An 18,872-nucleotide genomic window follows, 5' to 3' on the forward strand; every position below is an offset into this window, starting at 1 on the left:
GTGGGAAAGGTCAGACGCGCTCGACGATGGTGGCGATGCCCATGCCGCCGCCCACGCACAGGGTGGCGAGGCCGTAGCGCTTGTCCTGGCGCTCCAGTTCGTCGACGAGGCTGCCGAGGATCATCGCGCCGGTGGCGCCGAGCGGGTGGCCGAGCGCGATCGCTCCGCCGTTGACGTTCACCTTGTCCAGCGAGAGGCCCATGTCCTTGACGAAGCGCAGGACGACCGCGGCGAAGGCCTCGTTGATCTCGACGAGGTCGATGTCGTCGATGCTCAGCCCGGCCTTGGCGAGCGCCTTGCGGGTGGCGGGCGCGGGGCCGGTCAGCATGATGGTGGGCTCGGACCCGGAGACGGCCGCGGCGACGATCCGCGCGCGGGGGGTGAGGCCGTAGCGCTCGCCGACCTCCTTGGAGCCGATGGCGACCAGGGAGGCGCCGTCGACGATGCCGGAGGAGTTGCCCGCGTGGTGGACGTGGTCGATCGCCTCTACCCAGTGGTACTTCTGGAGCGCCACGGCGTCGAAGCCGCCGAGTTCGCCGATGTCCGCGAAGGACGCCTTCAGCTTGCCGAGCGAGTCGGCCGTGGTGCCGGGGCGCAGGTGTTCGTCGTGGTCGAGGACGACGAGACCGCTGCGGTCCTTCACGGGGACGACGGAGCGGTCGAAGCGGCCGTCCTTCCACGCGGCGGCGGCCCGCTCCTGGGAGAGAGCCGCGTACTCGTCGACGTCGCGCCGTGAGAAGCCCTCGATGGTGGCGATGAGGTCCGCGCCGATGCCCTGGGGCACGAAGTTGGTGGCGATGTTGGTCATCGGGTCGGCGAACCAGGCGCCGCCGTCCGAGGCCATCGGCACCCGCGACATCGACTCGACGCCGCCCGCGAGCACCAGGTCCTCCCAGCCCGAGCGGACCTTCATCGCGGCCAGGTTGACGGCTTCCAGGCCCGAGGCACAGAAGCGGTTCTCCTGGACGCCGGCGACCGTGTCGGGCAGTCCGGCGGCGATCGCCGAGATACGCGCGATGTCGGAGCCCTGGTCGCCGACCGGGCCCACGACACCGAGCACGATGTCGTCGATCGCGGCCGGGTCGAGGCCCGGGAGACGGCGCCGGATCTCGTGGATGAGCCCGACGACCAGGTCGATGGGCTTGGTGCCGTGCAGGGCACCGTTCGCCTTGCCGCGGCCGCGCGGGGTGCGGATCGCGTCGTACACGTACGCTTCGGTGGTCACGTTGAGCCTTTCGGGGAGGGTGCGGAGGGTCAGCCGAGGAGGGAGCGTCCGATGATCTCCTTCATGATCTCGGTGGTCCCGCCGTAGATGGTCTGGATACGGCCGTCGGTGAAGGCCCGGGCGACGCGGTACTCCGTCATGTAGCCGTAGCCGCCGTGCAGTTGCAGGCAGCGGTCGGCGACCCGCTTCTGCAGTTCGGTGGCCCACCACTTGGCCATCGAGGCGTGCACGGCGTCGAGTTCCCCGTTCGAGTGGTCCACGATGCAGCGGTCGAGGAACGTCCGGGTGACGGCGCACTCGGTCGCCATCTCGGCTATCTCGAAGCGGATGTGCTGGAGCTTGGACAGCGGACGGCCGAAGGCCTCGCGCTCCTTGACGTACCGCGTGGTGATCTCCAGCAGGTGCTCGGCGGCGGCGATCCCCGCGACGGCGATGCCCATGCGCTCCTGGGCGAGGTTCGTCATGAGATGCACGAAGGCTCCGTTGAGCTCGCCGAGCAGGTTCTCCTTGGGGACGCGGACGTCGTGGAAGAACAGCTCGGCCGTGTCCTGCGCCTTCTGTCCGATCTTGTCGAGATTGCGGCCACGCTCGAAGCCTTCCATGCCACGCTCGACGACCAGCAGAGACAGGCCGTGGGCTCCGCCTTCGGGAGTCGTCCGGGCGACGACGATGACCAGGTCGGCGAGGATCCCGTTGGAGATGAACGTCTTGGAGCCGTTGAGCAGCCAGTGGTCGCCCCGGTCCTCGGCGTGGGTCCTGATGCCCTGGAGGTCGGACCCGGCGCCGGGCTCGGTCATCGCGATCGCGGTGATCAGCGAGCCGTCGCAGAAGCCGGGCAGCCAGCGCCCTCGCTGCTCCTCGGTGCCCAGACCGGTCAGATAGGGCCCGATGATGTCGTTGTGCAGGCCGAGGGCGAGCCCGGCGGCTCCGGCGCGTGTGAACTCCTCGGCGAGGACGGCGCTGTAGCGGAAGTCGGCGTTGCCGCCGCCCCCGTACTCCTCCGGTACGGCGAGTCCGAGCAGCCCCTGCGCCCCCGCCGCCCGCCACGCCTCGCGCGAGACGATGCCGTCCTGCTCCCACTGCTCGTAGTACGGCGTCACCTCCTTGGCGAGGAAGGTGCGCACGGTCTCGCGGAACGCGTCGTGCTCGGTACCGAAGATCTGCCGTTTCATGCGTGTCCCCTCCTGGAGCCGGCTCGTGACGGTCTCGGCCGGCCGGCCCGGTTCCGGACCCCGGTCGGGGTGACGCCGGGAAGCTCCGTCGCCGCTTCCCGGGGGACGTCGGCGCGTCCGGGCGGACGGTCGCCGCGGTCTCCCCGGTGGCCGCGCTCAGCCCGGTCGCTGCGGTCTCCCCGGGGCAACGGCGCGCGGTCCGCGGGCGGTTCTTCGGTCCCCGCCCGCGCGGGCGGGCGGGCGGTACCGGGGGCTGCCCGCCGAAGCCGGCACACGTGGCCGGGCGGGAGGGCGGTCTCCATCAGCCGCCGTCCTTCGGGCGGTCGCCCTCGGCCGGGTGGGGCAGACCCCAGTCGCGGGCCACGCCGGCCGCGCCCGTACCGGGCAGCGCGGGGCCGGAGCGGACGGACGTGGGGGTCGCGGAGAAGCGGGGCGCGGGGGCCGGCTGGGTGATGCCGCCGTGGTCGGTGAAGGTGCCGCGGGCGGCGAGGTGGGGGTGCGCGGGGGCCTCGGCCAGCGACAGGACCGGGGCCACGCACGCGTCGGAGCCGTCGAAGACAGCGGTCCACTCATCCCGGGTACGGGTCCGGAAGCGGGCGGCGACCGCCGTGCGCAGCGCGTCCCAGCGGGCGATGTCCGTCCGGGCGCCCGCGTGCTCCTCGACGCCCAGCAGCCGGACGAACTCGTCGTAGAACCGGGCTTCGAGGGCGCCCACCGCCATGTACTTCCCGTCGGACGTCTCGTACGTCCCGTAGTACGGGCAGCCGCCGTCCAGGAGGTTGGCGCCCCGCCGGTCCTGCCAGCCGCCCGCGGCGGCCATGCCGTGGATCATCGAGGCGAGGTGTGCGGTGCCGTCCACGATCGCCGCGTCCACGACCTGCCCGACGCCGGTCGCGCGGGCGTGGTGCAGCGCGGCGAGGACGCCGACGACGAGGTAGAGCGAGCCGCCCGCGTAGTCCCCGACGAGGTTCGCCGGGACCGCCGGGGGTTCGTCCGGCCGGCCGGACAGGCCGAGGACGCCGGTCGGGGCGATGTACGCGATGTCGTGTCCGGCGCGCTCGGCGAGCGGGCCCTGCTGTCCCCAGCCGGTCATCCGTCCGTAGACGAGCCGGGGGTTGCGCGCGTGACAGGTCCCGGGGCCGACGCCGAGGCGCTCGGCCACGCCGGGGCGGAACCCCTCGACGAGGATGTCCGCGCGGTCGGCGAGTTCGAGGACGCGGGCCGGACCGTCCACGGACTTGAGGTCGATCACGACCGACCGCTTGTTGCGGTTGGTGACGTCGTACCGCGGATCGATCCCGAGCCCCGGACCGCCGGGCCGGTCCACCCGGACGACGTCCGCGCCGAGGTCGGCGAGGAGCATGGCGGCGAACGGGCCCGGGCCGATGCCCGCCAGTTCGACCACGCGCACCCCGGCGAGCGGGCCGTGCGCCGTCGTCCCTGCCACTGCCATCAAGCCCCCAGCACTGTGACACCACTGATGTGACATCAGAGATGTTAAGAACGTGTTCCACGCCGGGCAAGCCCCGGCGAGCAAGCGCTTAGTCGAATCCGCGAGGGAATCACGGAGAGATCTCCGGAAACCGGGTGAAACCAGCCGGAGGCGGACGTGTCAGCGGGCCGCGCGCTCCGCGGGCCCGGCCACCGGTGCGGCACCGGGGCCCGGCCGGGGTATGCGGGCCCGGTCGCGTCCGGGCAGGCCGGAGGCGGTCGCTCCCGGGCCGCCCGGCAGGACGCGGGCGGAGCCGCGCGCGCCCGGCGCGCGGCGGGCGGACCCGATGGCACGGGCACGCCGGCTCGGGGCTCCTCCCCGTACGGCCATGGTCGCCTCCGGCCTCTTCGTCCGACCTCGTGGTCCGGCTGTTCGTCCCTCACGCTAGCCTCAGCCACCGACAACGGCGCTGCGCGCACGGCGGCGGGGGCATCGCCCGCTCGGGCGCGGTCGAGAGTGGGAGTGTCATGAGCAGGGCGAAAGAGACGGACCGCGCGTACGACATCGTGCTCTTCGGAGCCACCGGCTTCGTCGGGGCGCTCACCGCGGAGTACCTCGCCGCGCACGCGCCCGAGGGGCTGCGCTGGGCGATCGCGGGGCGCGACGCGAAGAAGCTGGAGCGGCTGCGCGAGGGGCTGGCCGGTGCCCCCGACGTCATCCGGGCGGACGTCTCCGATCCGGCGTCGCTGCGCGAACTGGCCCGCCGCGCGCGCGTGGTGGCCACGACGGTGGGCCCGTACATCGTGCACGGCGAGGAACTCGTCGCCGCCTGCGCCGACGCGGGCACCGACTATCTCGACCTCACCGGTGAGCCCGAGTTCGTGGACCTGATGTACGTCCGGCACGACGCGCGCGCCCGCGAGACCGGGGCCCGGCTCGTGCACGCCTGCGGTTTCGACTCGGTGCCGCACGACCTGGGCGCGTACTTCACCGTGCGGCAGCTTCCCGAGGGCGTACCGCTGAGGATCGACGGGTTCGTGCGCACCCGGGCGATGGTCTCGGGCGGCACGTTCTCCTCCGCGCTCACCCAGTTCGCGCGCGGCCGGCGGATCCTGTCGGCGGCGCGGGACCGGCAGCGGCACGAGCCGCGGCTGATGGAGCGCCGCGCGACCGCCCCGTTGAGCGGCCCCCGGTACGCCGGCGAGATCGGCGCCTGGGCAATTCCGCTGCCCACGATCGACCCGCAGATCGTGCGCCGTTCGGCGCGCGCGCTGCAGCGGTACGGACCGGACTTCCGCTACCGCCACTACGCGGCCGTCGAGCGGCTGCCGACCGCGGTGGGCGGGGTCGCCCTCGTCGGCGCGGTGTTCGCGGCGGCCCAGCTCCCGCCCGCGCGGCGCTGGCTGTCCGACCGGATCAAGCCGGGCGAGGGGCCGAGCGCCGCACGCCGCGCGAGGAGCTGGTTCTCGGTGCGGTTCGTCGGCGAGGGCGGCGGACAGCGGGTGTTCACGGAGGTCGCGGGCGGCGACCCCGGCTACGACGAGACGGCCAAGATGTTCGCCGAGGCCGCGCTGTCGCTCGCCTTCGACGATCTGCCGCGGACGGCCGGTCAGGTCACGACGGCGGTGGCGATGGGCGACGCGCTCATCGAGCGGCTCCGCGCCGCGGGGATCACCTTCCGGGTCGCGGCCACCCGGTAGCGGCCGTCGGGCCCGTCGGCCCTCGGACCGGCGCGGCGGCCGACTGGGTGACCCGCTGATGGCCCGCGCACGGGTCCCCGGTAGACCGCAGACCGCGGTCCGCGGTCCGCGGTCCGCGGTCTACAACGGCCACACCAGCACCGTGTAGATCATTCCGCCCACCCAGCCGACCCCTGCGACCACGGAGAGGACCAGCGCGGCCGTCACCGCGGGCGCGACGGCGGGGCCGGTCCGGTCAGGCCGGGCGGCGGACTTCAAGGAGCGGTGTCTCGTCATGGGGCACAGCCTGCCGACCAGGCGGGTGACGGCACATCCGTACACATAATCAGATCGTCAGAACGCCCGCGCGGTCGACGGGCGATGTCCGGGCGGAGCGACGGCCGTCAGGGCGTCGCCTCCCGAAGGGCCCGCCGGCAGAGCGAGTCCGCGCGCCGGGTGGTCTCCGGCAGGCGGTACGCCGGGGTGAGCGCGAGGATGTGCGCGCAGGCGTTGTCCAGGCTCACCCGGTGGCCGACCGACACGAACACCGGTTTGACGCCGTCCCGGGTGCGCAGCGCCCGTCCCACCTCCTCCGAGTCGGCGAGCAGGGGGGACGCGCTGCCGCGACGGGCACCGGGCTCCTGGTACGCGAAGGTGAACGGGTTCTTGGCGACGCCGATCGTGGCGAGCCCGGTGAGGACGCCGAGGTGGGCGGCGAGGCCGAAGCGGCGCGGATGGGCGAGCCCGTAACCGTCGCAGACGACGAGGCCCGGCGGGCAGGGCAGCGCGTCGAGCGCGGCCAGCACCGCCGGGATCTCACGGAACGCGAGCAGGCCGGGAACGTACGGGAAGGGCACCCGTCCGGCGGCGGTCGCCTCGGCGACCACGCGGAGGGAGGCCGCGTCGAGCACGACGGCGGCGGCCACGACGAGGTCCCGCTCGTCGTCGTAGGCCACGTCGACCCCCGTCACCCTGCCGGTGCCGGGCGGCGGTCCCGGCTCGTCGAGCACCACGAGCCCGCGCAGTTCGTCCTGCGTGGCACGGGCCTGCTCCTCCGTCGCGGGCCAACCCGCGGGAACGCGTACGGTCTTCATGGTGCCCATGAGCCTACGGGGCCCAACGGCGGCCGGTGGGACCCGGGTTCGCGTCCCGCCGGGCGCGGGACCCCGCCCCTCGCCCGGCCCGGTGCCGGGAGCCGCCTCTCACGCGGCCCGCGCCGGGTCAGCGCTCCAGGCGTGCCACCCGGCCCTTCTCGCCCGCGGCCCAGCAGCCCAGGTCGGGGGTGCAGTCCACGGTGTCGTACGACCCGGTGTCCACGGTCCGCCAGGTGCGGCCGCCGTCGCTCGTGAGGTCGGTGCCGGTCGGACCGACCGCGAGGGCGGAGGTACGGCTGTGGGGCAGCCAGGCGACACCGGAGCGGTAGGCGGCCGGCGGGCTGCCCGCGGGCTTCCAGGTCCGGCCGCCGTCGCCGCTGACCGCCGCCGACCGGGGTGAGGCTTGGTCGGCGCGGTAGTCGCCGCCGACCGCGAGGCCGTGGGCGCGGTCGCGGAAGGCGAGGGCGAAGACGCCGCGTGCCGGGTCGCCGGCGGGAATCGGCGTGTCGGCCGCCTTCCAGGTCAGCCCCCGGTCCGCGGAGTGCAGCACGCGCGCGCGTGCGGCCCCGCCGGTGGCGAGCCACACGTCCCGCGGTCCCGCGCTCACGAGACACTGCCCGCTCGCCGCGAAACCCGCCTCGCCCTCCTGCGCGGCGGGCATGCCGGCCCCGGGCAGCACCTTCCAGGAGCGGCCGCCGTCGCTCGTGGACAGGATGCGGAACCTGCCGTCCACGGGGTCGCTCATCGCGAGGCCGTGGCGCCGGTCGAAGAAGGTGAGGCAGTCGTAGAAGGCCTTCGGATCGGTGTTGCGGAAGGACTCGGTCCAGGTGGCACCGCCGTCGTCGGTGCGGAAGACCCGGGAGTCCTCGCCCTCGCCGATGGTCAGGGCCACGGCGCGCCGTGCGTCGAACGCCTCGATGTCACGGAACTCGAGCGCCGCCGCGCCGGGCGGTGAGACGTCGCGCCAGTTCGCGCCGCCGTCCGTGGTGCGCAGCACCGTGCCCTTCGAACCGGCCACCCAGGCGGTGTCCCGGCTGACGGCGGACAGTCCGCGGAACCGTACGTCGGTACCGCTGGCCTTGAGTTCCCAGTGGGCGGTGCCTCCCGTTCCGTGTGCCTGTGCGGGCGCCGCCGCCGTCAGCGCGGCGGCGAACGCGGCCGCGCACAGTCCCACGGTGACCGTCCGACTCGTACGTCTCGACTTCCCCAAGGCCCTCATGGCGGGCGAAGCTAGCCCACTCGCCCGGTACCGTCCAGATGGCCTCGGCGGGAACCCGGGGGCGCCGGTTGGTGTCCTCTCCGGTATCGCGGGCACGCTGGGGACTGGAATGGATCATCACGGTCCCCCTCGGGGTGCCCGCGCGGGGGCTCGGTGACAGATGTCACTCGGCTCCCAGGTGCACTGAACGGCTCGTTCTTCCGTCTCTTCAGGTGCCTGGTGTCATCCGCCCGAAGTTCGTCCAGCCGTCACAAGGGAGCAAGGCGTTGTCCACCGTCATCGAGCAGCCCGTTGAGGCCCGTCTCGTCGCCGCCGCGCCGCGGATGCCGAGCATTCCCGCCACGCTCCACTACGACCGCAGCGATCCCTTCGCCGTCCGGATGACCTTCCCGGCCCCGGCCACACTGGAGGGTGTGGAGGTGTGCTGGACGTTCTCGCGCGAACTGCTCACCTCCGGCCTGGAGGACGCCGTGGGCCACGGCGACGTACGGGTCCGGCCGTACGGGTACGACCGCACCGTCCTGGAGTTCCACGCCCCCGAGGGCACCGCCGTGGTCCATGTGCGGTCGGGCGAGATGCGGCACTTCCTGCGGCGCACGACCGAACTGGTGCCCGTCGGGCACGAACATCTCCAGGTGGACCTGGACCACGACCTGGCGGAACTCATGCGCGGCACCTGCTGAGGCGGGACGCCGCCCCGCGCGGGTGCCGCCTCAGCCGGGCGCGCCCCGGTGCCCCCGCGGACGGCGACGCCCCGACCCCCCGCGACGCCCCGACGGCACGGACCGGGACCACGAGTACGAACACGAGCACAAGTACAAGCACCAGCACCAGCACCAGCACCAGCACCAGCACCAGCACCAGCACAGCCGGCCAGGGTGCCGGTCAGTCGGCCAGGGTGCCGGTCAGGCGCCCGACGACGCGCCCGCGGTGGCGGCCGCGGTGGCCGCCACGATCATCGCCGTACGCACCTCCTGGATGACCTTCTTCAGCGCCGGGGCCGCCGCTCCACTGCGTTCGGTGAGCTCCTCGATGCGCTCCTTGTGGAGCTTGCGGTCCTTGCCCGGCGCGAGGGTGCGCAGCTCGGCCGCCGCGGCCAGGGCGACGAGGGCCGCGTCCCGGTCGGAGACCTCCGCGACGGGCACGGGGCCGCGCAGGACCGCCCGCGCCTCCTCCCGCAGCGCGTCCACCGCCTCCACCCGCTCCAGCTGGTAGTCGACGGACGGGAAAAGCCCCAGTACCCGCTTCTTCCCGGCCCGTAGATACCCCTCGGCGGCGAGCTGCGCGCGGACCGCGTCGAGGGTGACGCGTGCCCGCAGGGTCACCCAGGTCTTCCACTTGCGCGGCCGGGACTCCTCGACGAGTTCCAGCAGCCCGTCGAGGGCGAGGTCACCCGTCCGGACGTCGACGTCCACCGGCGTGGCGATGCCGTCCACGTCGGCGAGCAGCCCGCGCTGGGCCAGTTCCGTGAGCGCGCCGGCCCGGACCAGATGGTGGAGGTGGGTCTCTCCGGTGACCTTGGGCCGTGTGGTGTCCCAGGACAGCAGGTAGAGCCGGGCGGGCAGCGACAGCGGGCCGTTGGGCACGGTGGCTCCTTCGGGGGGACGGGCGGCGACGCGGGTCGGCCACGTTAATGCGTTGACAGCCCTCATACCCGTTCCTACCGTGTACATCGGTTCTGTTGCCGTCGAACGGAGAAGGACGTTGCTCTACTGAGGTCGGATGACACCGCTCCCCACGACCCGCCGTTCCCGGCCGGTCCGTGTGTGGCGTGCGACCTCGGTGCATGAGCACCCTTCCGTCACGGGACTTCCCTCTCTCCCTCCGGTCCGCCGTCGCCCAGCGGTGTCTCACACGCGTTGCCGTTGACCCTTTCAAGCAACCGCGAGGCCCCATGTCTGCATCCATCACCTGTACCTCCCTCTCCTTCGCCTGGCCGGACGGCAGCACCGTCTTCGACGGTCTCCGGGTCGCCTTCGGCCCCGGCAGGACCGGACTCGTCGGCGTCAACGGATCGGGGAAGACGACCCTGTTGAAGCTGATCGCGGGGGAACTCACCCCGGCCGACGGCACGGTGCGGGTCGCCGGCGAGGTCGGCTACCTCCCGCAGAACGTCACGCTCGACACCGGCCTCAGGGTCGACGCGGCGCTCGGTGTCGCCGCCACCCGCGCCGCGCTGCACGCCATCGAGGCGGGCGACGCGTCCGCGGAACACTTCGAGGCCGTCGGTGACGACTGGGACGTCGAGGAGCGCGCGCTCGCGACGCTCGGCGAACTCGGTCTCGGCCACATCGGCCTGGACCGCACCATCGGCGAGGTGTCGGGCGGCGAGTCGGTCCTGCTGCGGCTGGCCGCGCTCCTGCTGCGCCGGCCCGACGTGCTCCTGCTGGACGAACCCACCAACAACCTCGACCTGTACGCGCGGCACCGGCTGTACGCGGCCGTCGAGGCCTGGTCCGGGGTCATGGTCGTGGTCAGCCACGACCGTGAGCTGCTGGACCTGGTGGACCAGATCGCCGATCTGCGCTCCGGCGAGGTCTCCTGGTTCGGCGGCAACTTCTCCGCGTACGAGGAGGCGCTGGCCGACGAGCAGGAGGCGGCCGAGCGCATGGTGCGCGTCGCCGAGGCCGATCTGCGCAAACAGAAGCGCGAGCTGGTCGACGCGCAGGTCAAACTGGCCCGCCGCAAGCGGTACGGCCAGAAGATGAACGACCAGAAGCGGGAGCCGAAGATCGTCATGGGGGCACGCAAGCGGGCCGCCCAGGAGTCCGCGGGCAAGCACCGCATCATGCACGAGGAACGGCTCACCGAGGCGCGGGAACGGCTCGACGACGCGGTGGAGGCGGTCCGTGACGACGACGAGATCCGCGTCGACCTGGCGTACACGGCGGTGCCGCCGGGCCGCACCGTCCTCACGCTGGAGAAGCTGGAGCTGAGATACGGCGGGTGGGTGCACGGCCTGTTCGAGCTGCGCGGACCCGAGCGGATCGCGCTGATCGGGCGCAACGGCGCGGGCAAGACCACGCTGCTGCGGACGATCGCCGGGGAACTGCCCCCGGTGTCCGGAGAGGCCCGGACCCATGTGCCGACCCGGTTCCTGCCCCAGCGGCTCGACGTCCTCGACGACGGGCTGACGGTCGCCGAGAACGTGGCCCGCTTCGCGCCGGACGCCACCAACAACCGGATCCGGGCGCGGCTGGCCCGCTTCCTCTTCAAGGGGGCGCGGGCCGACCAGCCCGCGGGGACCCTCTCCGGCGGCGAACGCTTCCGTGCGGCGCTGGCGGCGCTGATGCTGGCCGATCCCGCGCCGCAGCTCCTGATGCTCGACGAGCCGACGAACAACCTCGACATGGCGAGCGTCCGGCAGCTCACCACGGCCCTGGACTCGTACGAGGGCGCGCTGATCGTCGCCGGCCACGACGTGCCGTTCCTGGAGTCGATCGGAATCACACGCTGGCTGGTGCTGGAAGGAGGAGAACTGAAAGAAACCACGCCGGAAGCTGTCGGGTATCCCGCATAGCGGGGACCCGCGGGGCTGGCTAACGTCGGTCGGAACGCGGGGGTCGCCCGGCACCGGTCCCGGAACTCCGGGGCCGGCCGGCGGCCTCCTGTCATCGGGCCCGGGCCGCGTCGCGTCCGGCGGGGGCTGTTGCGCACGCGAACGGCGCTGCATGATGTGCGCCGACGCACCCTGCCGATTCGGAGACCGCACGTGCCCAGCCAGAAAGCACTCATCCGCAGACCCGGCCCCCGCCTCGCCGAGGGCCTCGTGACGCACATCGAGCGCGAGAAGGTGGACGTCGACCTGGCGCTCGAACAGTGGGAGGCCTACGCGGGGGCCCTGCGGACGCACGGCTGGGACACCGTCGAGGTGGAACCGGCCGACGACTGTCCCGACTCGGTGTTCGTGGAGGACGCCGTCGTCGTCTTCCGCAACGTCGCGCTGATCACCCGCCCGGGCGCCGAGTCCCGGCGTGGCGAGACCGCCGGGGTGGAGGAGGCCGTGGCCCGGCTGGGCTGCTCGGTGAACTGGATCTGGGAGCCCGGCACCCTGGACGGCGGCGACGTCCTCAAGGTCGCCGACACGGTCTACGTCGGCCTCGGCGGACGCACCAACGCGGCCGGGGTCCAACAGCTGCGCGCGGCTCTCGAACCGCTCGGGGCGCGGGTCGTCCCCGTGCCCGTGAGCAAGGTGCTCCATCTGAAGTCGGCCGTCACGGCACTGCCCGACGGCACGGTGATCGGTCACGAACCGCTGGTGGACACCCCGTCGCTGTTCCCGCGCTTCCTGCCGGTGCCGGAGGAGTCCGGTGCGCACGTCGTGCTGCTCGGCGGCGAGAAGCTGCTGATGGCGGCGAGCGCCCCGAAGACCGCCGAACTGCTCGCGGGCCTCGGCCACGAGCCGGTCCTCGTGGACATCGGCGAGTTCGAGAAGCTCGAGGGCTGTGTGACCTGTCTCTCGGTGAGACTCCGGGAGTTGTACATCTGACCGAGTGAGCGACTCACCCGTTCGGCTCCGGGACCTGCGAGGCAGAGGCGGGCCGGCCTGGTACCGGAACGCGCCCGGGAGACCGGGCACCGCCTGGCGGACCCCGTGATCAGGCACTCTTTACAGCACACTTAACCTACGGTTTCGTAACCTACGGATACGTAGCCTACGATGCCGTAGGTTCCGCGTCCGCCCCCATCGTTCGTCCGTTCGTCCGCTCAGCCACACGTCCGGTCGTCCGTGCCGTCATCCGTCCCAGCAGTTCGCCCCGCTCTCGCAGTTCGCTCAGCTCGCCCTGTAATGCGCTGTTCGCTCAGTACTTTCACGTCCCCCTGGAGCACCCGTGACGATTACTTCTCCCCACCTCGGCAGCCCGTCCGCCGCCTGGACCGACGCTCGGCTGCTGTACGCGCTGGAGGAAGTGGTCGAAACCGAGCTCAACCGCCACCTCAAGGTGGCCAAGGACTGGATGCCGCACGAGTACGTGCCGTGGAGCGACGCGCGCAACTTCCCCGGCCAGTTCGAGGGCGGCGAGGCCTGGGGCAAGGAGCAGTCGAAGGTCACGGAGATCGGCCGGATCGCGCTGGTCGTCAACCTCCTCACCGAGGACAACCTGCCGAGCTACCACCACGAGATCGCGACGCTCTTCGGCCGTGACGGCGCCTGGGGCACCTGGGTGCACCGCTGGACCGCGGAGGAGGGCCGGCACGGCATCGTGATGCGCGACTACCTGCTCGCCTCGCGCGCCGTGGACCCGGACAAGCTCGAAGCGTTCCGCATGCAGCACATGAGCGAGGGCTTCGAGTCGGACAACCGCCACTCGATGCTGCACTCGGTCGCGTACGTCGCCTTCCAGGAACTCGCCACCCGCATCTCGCACCGCAACACCGGCCACCAGTCGGGCGACCCGGCCTGCGACCGGATGCTGGCGCGCATCGCGACCGACGAGAACCTGCACATGGTGTTCTACCGGAACCTGCTCAAGGCCGCCTTCGAACTGGCCCCCGACCTGACCATGTCGGCCGTCCGCGACGTCGTCGTCAACTTCCGGATGCCCGGCCACGGGATGCCCGGCTTCGAGCGGGCCGCCGCCCAGATGGCCATCGGCGAGGTCTACAACATGCGTATCCACCACGACGACGTGATGCAGCCGGTGCTGCGCCACCTCAAGGTCCTGGAGATGGACGGCCTCGGCCCCGAGGGCCTGCAAGCCCAGGAGGAGCTCGGCTTCTTCATGCGCGGCCTGGACGCGGAGGCCTCGAAGTTCGACGAGAAGCTCGCCGCGCGCAAGGTGCGGATGGCCGCACGCGCCGCCGGCTGACCCGCCCCGCCCGCACTCCGCCGGGGCGCCGGGGCCCTCCCCGCACGTACTCCCCGCTCCACCGCCGTCATCCGGTCCGACGCCGCGTCCCGCGCGCCGGCAACCGGGTGGCGGCGCGGTGCTTCCGGCCACCGGGTTTCCCGGCCACCGGTTTCCCCGGCCACCGGGTTTCCCGGCCACCCGACCGAATCGGCGGTGGCCTCCTGGCCGTACATGAAGCGCCACCACCAACTCGCCACCAGCGCCGTGGACACGGCGGCCGTGGTCGCCCCGGGCGACCAGGCGGTCGGCGCGGGTCGGAGACCGGACGGGTGAGGAAGGGCGCCCGGTCAGTGCCGGTCCGCGCGCCGGAGGCTGAGCCGTTCCTTCTCGGAGAGGCCGCCCCAGACGCCGAACCGCTCGTCGTTGTCCAGCGCGTATTCGAGGCAGGCCGGGCGCATCTCGCACATGCCGCAGATGCGCTTCGCCTCACGCACCGAGCTGCCCGGTTCGGGAAAGAAGAACTCTGCCCCGGTCTGCGCGCACAGCGCCTGCTCCTGCCAGTCGGAGTCGGCCGGGATGATGGTGTCGGTGTGCATGCCGAAGAGCGTGCCCGGTATCGAAAAACGTTCGATCAACGCCGGATCAACGCCGCGTTCCGAGCGCTCCGCCGGCCCGATGATGCTCCCTCCGACCGCAGCGGGCACGGCGGCGCGCGGGCGGCACGGGAACTGGACACACATGCCCTCTCACCCGTGGTGACCGGCGCGGCCGTCCGCGCCGAAGCCGGTGTCGGCCCGCGTCCCGGCGACGATTGTCAGTGGGCGGTGCAAGACTCGGCGGAGCAGACAACGGGACCCTTCAAAGGAGGGCACTCATGCTCACCACCCGCTTTGTTTCCGGCGCTCCGAACTGGCTCGACATCGGCACGCCCGACATCGAGGGCGCCACTTCCTTCTACGGAGGCCTCTTCGACTGGCAGTTCCAGTCCGCGGGGCCCGACGCCGGCGGTTACGGCTTCTTCCAGCTCGCAGGGAAGACCGTCGCGGGCGGCATGCAGACCACCTCCGAACAGGGCCCGCCCTCCTGGACGGTGTACTTCCAGACCCCCGACGCGGAGGCCACCACCAAGGCGGCCGAGCAGGTCGGCGGCAGCGCGGTCTTCCCGCCCATGGACGTCATGGGCGAGGGCCGCATGGCGATCCTCACCGACCGGGCGGGCGTGCCCTTCGGGCTCTGGGAGCCGGCCCGGACCAAGGGCGTCGACGTCGCGGGCGACCCCGGCTCGCTGTGCTGGGTCGAGCTCTACACCCCGGACGTCGCCGCGGCCGCCGCGTTCTACAACTCCGTGTTCGGCTGGGAGACCTCGGCCGCGCCGTTCCCCGGCGGCACGTACACCTGCGTCAACCCGGCCGGGACCGAGGAGACGGACATGTTCGGCGGCGTGGTGGCGCTGGCCGACGACCCGGCCGAGGCCGCGTCCGGCGCGTACTGGCTGCCGTACTTCGAGGTGGCCGACACGGACGCGACCGTCGCCAGGGCGCAGGAGCTGGGCGGCACGGTCCGGATGCCCGCCACGGACCTGGAGGGCGTCGGCCGCATGGCCAAGCTCACCGACCCGTACGGGGCGCGCTTCGCGGTCATCAAGAGCGCCCCGCGCCCGAGCTGACCCCGACGCGGCGACGCGGCGACGTCAAGGGGTGCCAGGGCCGGCCGACCCCACCGGCCGGTCCGGCCGGTCCGGCCCGACGCCGGTCCCGGTACTCCCGCGCGCCGGACCCGTGTCCCGCGTACGCCCGAACCGGCCGGTACCGCAGGCCGGACCGGGTGCTCCCGCACACGGGCGGACCCCGCCAGGGTCCGCCCGATCCCGTCCCGTGCCCCCGGTTTTGGCTACGCGGAGGCCCGTCGTACCAGCGTCGTCGGCAGGACGACACCTGAGGCGCCGTGCGCCTCGGTCTCCTTCGCGGTCCGCCGGTCGAGGTCCCGCAGGAGCAGCCGGGCCATCAGCCGGCCCATCTCCTCTATGTCCTGACGGACCGTGGTGAGTGGTGGGTCCGTCTGCTCCGCGACCGGGAGCATGTCGTCGAAGCCGATCACCGCGACGTCGTCCGGCACCCGCCGTCCCCGCTCGCGCAGCACCCGCAGGGCCCCCGCCGCGGACAGGTCGTTCGCGGCGAACACCGCGTCGACGTCGGGGCAGTGCTCCAGCAGTTCGCGCATCGCCCGTTCACCACCGGCGGGTGTGAAGTCGCCCTCGACGACGAGCCGCGGGTCGGCGTCGCCCATGACGTCCCGGAACCCGTCCAGCCGGTCGACCGCCGAGGTCTGGTCGAGGGCGCCGGTGATGTGCGCGACGCGGGTGCGCCCCAGCGCGACCAGGTGGCGTACGGCCGCGCGGGCACCGCCCCGGTTGTCACTGTCGACGTACACCGGGGACGCGGTGTCGCGGGGGCCGTCGCCCCAGCCGGGTCTGCCGCCGAACACGGTCGGCACGCCCGCGCCGTGGATCAGCCCGGGCAGCGGGTCGTCGAGGTGCAGCGAGAAGACGAGCGCCCCGTCGACGTGTCCGCCCGCGAGGTACCGGCCCACCCGGGCGTGGTCGTCACGGCCCTCCGTGAGGAGCAGGACGAGTTGCGAGTCGTGCGCCGTCAACTCCTTGCTGATGCCTCGCAGTTGGAGACCGAAGAAGGGGTCGGCGAAGACCCTCGTCTCCGGTTCGGCAATGACGACGGCGACCGCGTCGTGGCGTCGGGTGACCAGGCTCCGGGCGGCCTGGTTGGGAACGTAGCCCAGTTCCTCGACGGCCCGGCGGACCCGTTCGACGAGGGGTTCGCGCACTCCGTCGCCGCCGTTGACCACGCGTGACGCGGTGGCCCGGGAGACCCCCGCCCTGGCGGCCACGGCCTCCAGTGTGGGGCGCGACGCTGTCTCGGTCACCTCAGGGCTCCTCCTCGGCGGTTGCCGATCAGGATAGCCCCGGGACGCACCCGATGAGAGCGCTCCCGGCGCCGGACCGGGCGGCCCGTGGCGGAATCGGGCGGCCGCCCGTCCGTCGCCCGGACCGTCCGGCCGCCGGTCTACGCCCGGCCCTCTGTGCGTCTGGCACGGCTCGGCTGCACCCGCTTGGGCTCGCCCGGCATCTTCGGGTACTCGGGCGGATAGGGCAGATCCCCGAGACCGTGGTCGTGCTCGTCGCGAGCGGCCAGTTCCAGCAGCGCTTCGAGGGAGAAGGCGTGGTCGTCCATGTCCGCGTGCACGTCGCCGAGTTCGGCGAAGCGCCGGGGCATCGTCGCGAGGTCGAAGTCCCGGGGGCGGGCCTCGGCCACCTCCTCCCAGCGCAGGGGCGCGGAGACCGGGGCGTGCGGGCGCGGGCGTACCGAGTAGGCGGAGGCGATGGTGCGGTCCCGGGCCGTCTGGTTGTAGTCCACGAAGATCTTCTCGCCCCGCTCCTCCTTCCACCAGGCCGTGGTCACCCGCTCGGGCATCCGGCGCTCCAGTTCCCGCCCGGCGGCGATGGCGGCGCGGCGCACCTGGGTGAAGGACCAGCGCGGCGCGATCGGCACGAAGACATGCAGGCCGCGGCCGCCGGAGGTCTTGGGCCAGCCGCGCAGGTCCCCGTACTCGTGGAGGACCTCGCGGAGTTCGTGGGCGGCACGCACCGCGTCCTCGTAGTCCGTACCGGGCTGCGGGTCGAGGTCGATGCGGAGTTCGTCGGGACGGTCGACGTCGTCGCGCCGCACCGGCCACGGGTGGAAGGTGAGCGTGCCGAACTGCGCGGCCCACAGCACGGCCGCCACCTCGGTGGGGCACATCTCGTCGGCGGCGCGCCCGCTGGGGAAGGTGATGTGGGCGGTCGGGATCCAGTCCGGCATGTTCTTGGGCGCCCGCTTCTGGAAGAAGTTCTCGCCCTCGACTCCGTCCGGGTAGCGCTCCAGGGTGGTGGGACGGTCGCGCAGGGCGCGCAGGATGCCGTCGCCGACGGCGAGGTAGTACCGCGCCAGGTCCAGCTTGGTGAAACCGCGCTCCGGGAAGAAGATCTTGTCCGGACTGGACAGACGTACGGTCCTGCCGGCTGCCTCGAGTTCCACCGCTTCGCCCATGCCGGTCACGGTAGGCGCAGCCCGCCCGCCCCGCACACCGGGCGAACCGCTCCGTGCCGCCGGAGAATCGGAACCATGGATCTGCCGGTGATGCCGCCCGTGAAGCCGATGCTCGCCAAGTCCGTGGCCAGGATCCCGCCGGACATGCACTACGAGGCGAAGTGGGACGGGTTTCGCGCGATCGTGTTCCGCGACGGAGCCGAGGTCGAACTCGGCAGCCGCACCGGGAAGCCACTGACCAGGTACTTCCCCGAGCTGGTGGCGGCGTTGCGCGAGCGGTTGCCGGAGCGCTGTGTGATGGACGGCGAGATCGTGATCGCCAGGGACGGCCGGCTCGACTTCGACGCGCTCACCGAGCGCATCCACCCGGCCGCCTCGCGTGTGCGAACGCTGGCGGAGCGGACTCCGGCCTCCTTCGTGGCCTTCGATCTGCTCGCGCTGGCCGACGAGTCCCTGCTCGACGTGGGGCTCGTCGACCGGCGCGCCCTGCTGACGAGGGCGCTGTCCGGGACGGGGCCACCGGTCCACCTGGCACCGGCGACCACCGACCGGGAGGTGGCTGAGCGGTGGTTCGAGCAGTACGAGGGCGCCGGGCTCGACGGGGTGATCGCCAAACCGCTCGACCTGCTGTACCGGCAGGACGAGCGGGCCATGTTCAAGATCAAGCACGAGCGCACCGCGGACGTCGTGGTGGCGGGCTACCGCCTCCACAAGAGCGGTCCGGTCGTCGGTTCCCTGCTGCTCGGGCTGTACGACGACGCGGGCATCCTCCAGCACGTGGGGGTGAGCGCGGCCTTCACGATGAAGCGGCGGACCGAGTTGGTGGCGGAGCTGGAGCCCCTGCGCATGGCGGAGGTCGAGCGCCATCCCTGGGCCGCCTGGTCGCAGGAGTCGGCGCACGAGTCCGCGCGGCTGCCGGGCGCACCCAGCAGATGGTCGGGGAAGAAGGACCTCTCCTGGGTGCCGCTGCGGCCGGAGCGGGTGGCCGAGGTGGCCTACGACCACATGGAGAACGGCGTACGGTTCCGCCACACGGCCCGCTTCCGCCGCTGGCGCCCGGACCGGACCGCCGAGAGCTGCACGTACGCCCAGCTGGACGAGCCCGTGGGGTACGACCTGGCGGAGATCCTCGGACCACGGGGGTGACGAGCGGGCACAC

At 72.7% G+C, this 18,872-nt stretch carries 17 protein-coding genes; 7 read left to right on the forward strand and 10 right to left on the reverse strand.

Annotated features, from left to right (window positions below; translation table 11 throughout):
- Positions 1-10: 10 nt before the first annotated feature.
- The 3 genes from OG776_RS10250 to OG776_RS10260 form a co-directional block, all read right to left on the reverse strand.
- Positions 11-1,225, reverse strand: a complete 1,215-nt coding sequence (locus OG776_RS10250) for an acetyl-CoA C-acetyltransferase (RefSeq protein ID WP_329320210.1) — start codon at positions 1,223-1,225, stop codon at positions 11-13.
- A gap of 29 nt (positions 1,226-1,254) precedes the next feature.
- Complete coding sequence (locus OG776_RS10255; RefSeq protein WP_148012194.1) at positions 1,255-2,397, reverse strand: acyl-CoA dehydrogenase family protein; 1,143 nt, start codon at positions 2,395-2,397, stop codon at positions 1,255-1,257.
- Between the two features lie 301 nt (positions 2,398-2,698).
- Complete coding sequence (locus OG776_RS10260) at positions 2,699-3,850, reverse strand: CaiB/BaiF CoA transferase family protein (protein ID WP_329320212.1); 1,152 nt, start codon at positions 3,848-3,850, stop codon at positions 2,699-2,701.
- Positions 3,851-4,356: 506 nt separating this feature from the next.
- On the opposite strand from OG776_RS10260, the gene OG776_RS10265 reads away from it, so the two are divergent.
- Positions 4,357-5,529 (forward strand): saccharopine dehydrogenase family protein, encoded by a 1,173-nt coding sequence (locus OG776_RS10265; RefSeq protein WP_148012196.1) that lies wholly within the window; start codon positions 4,357-4,359, stop codon positions 5,527-5,529.
- Positions 5,530-5,649: 120 nt separating this feature from the next.
- Here the strand turns inward: OG776_RS10265 and mmpA are convergent, their stop codons facing one another.
- From mmpA to OG776_RS10280, 3 genes are all read right to left on the reverse strand, one after another.
- Positions 5,650-5,805 (reverse strand): morphogenic membrane protein MmpA, encoded by a 156-nt coding sequence (gene mmpA / locus OG776_RS10270; RefSeq protein WP_187285861.1) that lies wholly within the window; start codon positions 5,803-5,805, stop codon positions 5,650-5,652.
- 107 nt (positions 5,806-5,912) lie between these two features.
- The gene (locus OG776_RS10275; protein ID WP_148012198.1) at positions 5,913-6,602 is read right to left on the reverse strand and encodes an endonuclease V; all 690 of its coding nucleotides are present in this window, start codon (positions 6,600-6,602) and stop codon (positions 5,913-5,915) included.
- A gap of 127 nt (positions 6,603-6,729) precedes the next feature.
- Entirely contained in the window at positions 6,730-7,821 is a 1,092-nt protein-coding gene (locus OG776_RS10280) for a WD40/YVTN/BNR-like repeat-containing protein (protein WP_187285862.1), read from the reverse strand.
- A gap of 266 nt (positions 7,822-8,087) precedes the next feature.
- On the opposite strand from OG776_RS10280, the gene OG776_RS10285 reads away from it, so the two are divergent.
- A complete protein-coding gene (locus OG776_RS10285; protein WP_148012199.1) occupies positions 8,088-8,504 on the forward strand; it encodes an SsgA family sporulation/cell division regulator in 417 nt (138 codons plus the stop codon).
- A 222-nt stretch (positions 8,505-8,726) separates the two neighbouring features.
- Here the strand turns inward: OG776_RS10285 and OG776_RS10290 are convergent, their stop codons facing one another.
- Positions 8,727-9,407, reverse strand: a complete 681-nt coding sequence (locus OG776_RS10290) for a GOLPH3/VPS74 family protein (protein ID WP_148012200.1) — start codon at positions 9,405-9,407, stop codon at positions 8,727-8,729.
- A 308-nt stretch (positions 9,408-9,715) separates the two neighbouring features.
- Between OG776_RS10290 and OG776_RS10295 the strand changes: the two genes are divergently transcribed.
- The 3 genes from OG776_RS10295 (at position 9,716) to OG776_RS10305 (ending at position 13,631) form a co-directional block, all read left to right on the forward strand.
- Positions 9,716-11,341, forward strand: a complete 1,626-nt coding sequence (locus OG776_RS10295) for an ABC-F family ATP-binding cassette domain-containing protein (protein ID WP_148012201.1) — start codon at positions 9,716-9,718, stop codon at positions 11,339-11,341.
- Positions 11,342-11,533: 192 nt separating this feature from the next.
- Entirely contained in the window at positions 11,534-12,310 is a 777-nt protein-coding gene (gene ddaH, locus OG776_RS10300; RefSeq protein WP_148012202.1) for a dimethylargininase, read from the forward strand.
- Positions 12,311-12,653: 343 nt separating this feature from the next.
- Positions 12,654-13,631: an acyl-ACP desaturase gene (locus tag OG776_RS10305; protein ID WP_148012203.1), complete on the forward strand. Its 978-nt coding sequence runs from the start codon at positions 12,654-12,656 to the stop codon at positions 13,629-13,631.
- Positions 13,632-13,960: 329 nt separating this feature from the next.
- On the opposite strand, the gene OG776_RS10310 is transcribed toward OG776_RS10305, so the two are convergent.
- The gene (locus OG776_RS10310) at positions 13,961-14,209 is read right to left on the reverse strand and encodes a WhiB family transcriptional regulator (RefSeq protein ID WP_187285866.1); all 249 of its coding nucleotides are present in this window, start codon (positions 14,207-14,209) and stop codon (positions 13,961-13,963) included.
- Between the two features lie 278 nt (positions 14,210-14,487).
- Between OG776_RS10310 and OG776_RS10315 the strand changes: the two genes are divergently transcribed.
- The gene (locus tag OG776_RS10315) at positions 14,488-15,279 is read left to right on the forward strand and encodes a VOC family protein (RefSeq protein WP_148012204.1); all 792 of its coding nucleotides are present in this window, start codon (positions 14,488-14,490) and stop codon (positions 15,277-15,279) included.
- Positions 15,280-15,503: 224 nt separating this feature from the next.
- On the opposite strand, the gene OG776_RS10320 is transcribed toward OG776_RS10315, so the two are convergent.
- On the reverse strand, positions 15,504-16,550 hold the full coding sequence (locus OG776_RS10320; protein WP_329320218.1) for a LacI family DNA-binding transcriptional regulator: 1,047 nt from the start codon (positions 16,548-16,550) through the stop codon (positions 15,504-15,506).
- A gap of 140 nt (positions 16,551-16,690) precedes the next feature.
- Positions 16,691-17,713 (reverse strand): non-homologous end-joining DNA ligase, encoded by a 1,023-nt coding sequence (gene ligD, locus OG776_RS10325; RefSeq protein WP_148012206.1) that lies wholly within the window; start codon positions 17,711-17,713, stop codon positions 16,691-16,693.
- Between the two features lie 75 nt (positions 17,714-17,788).
- On the opposite strand from ligD, the gene OG776_RS10330 reads away from it, so the two are divergent.
- Positions 17,789-18,859: an ATP-dependent DNA ligase gene (locus OG776_RS10330; RefSeq protein WP_329320221.1), complete on the forward strand. Its 1,071-nt coding sequence runs from the start codon at positions 17,789-17,791 to the stop codon at positions 18,857-18,859.
- The last annotated feature ends 13 nt before the right edge of the window (positions 18,860-18,872 follow it).

Origin of the sequence: Streptomyces sp. NBC_01689 (genome assembly GCF_036250675.1) — a bacterium.
Classification (GTDB): Bacteria; Actinomycetota; Actinomycetes; order Streptomycetales; family Streptomycetaceae; genus Streptomyces.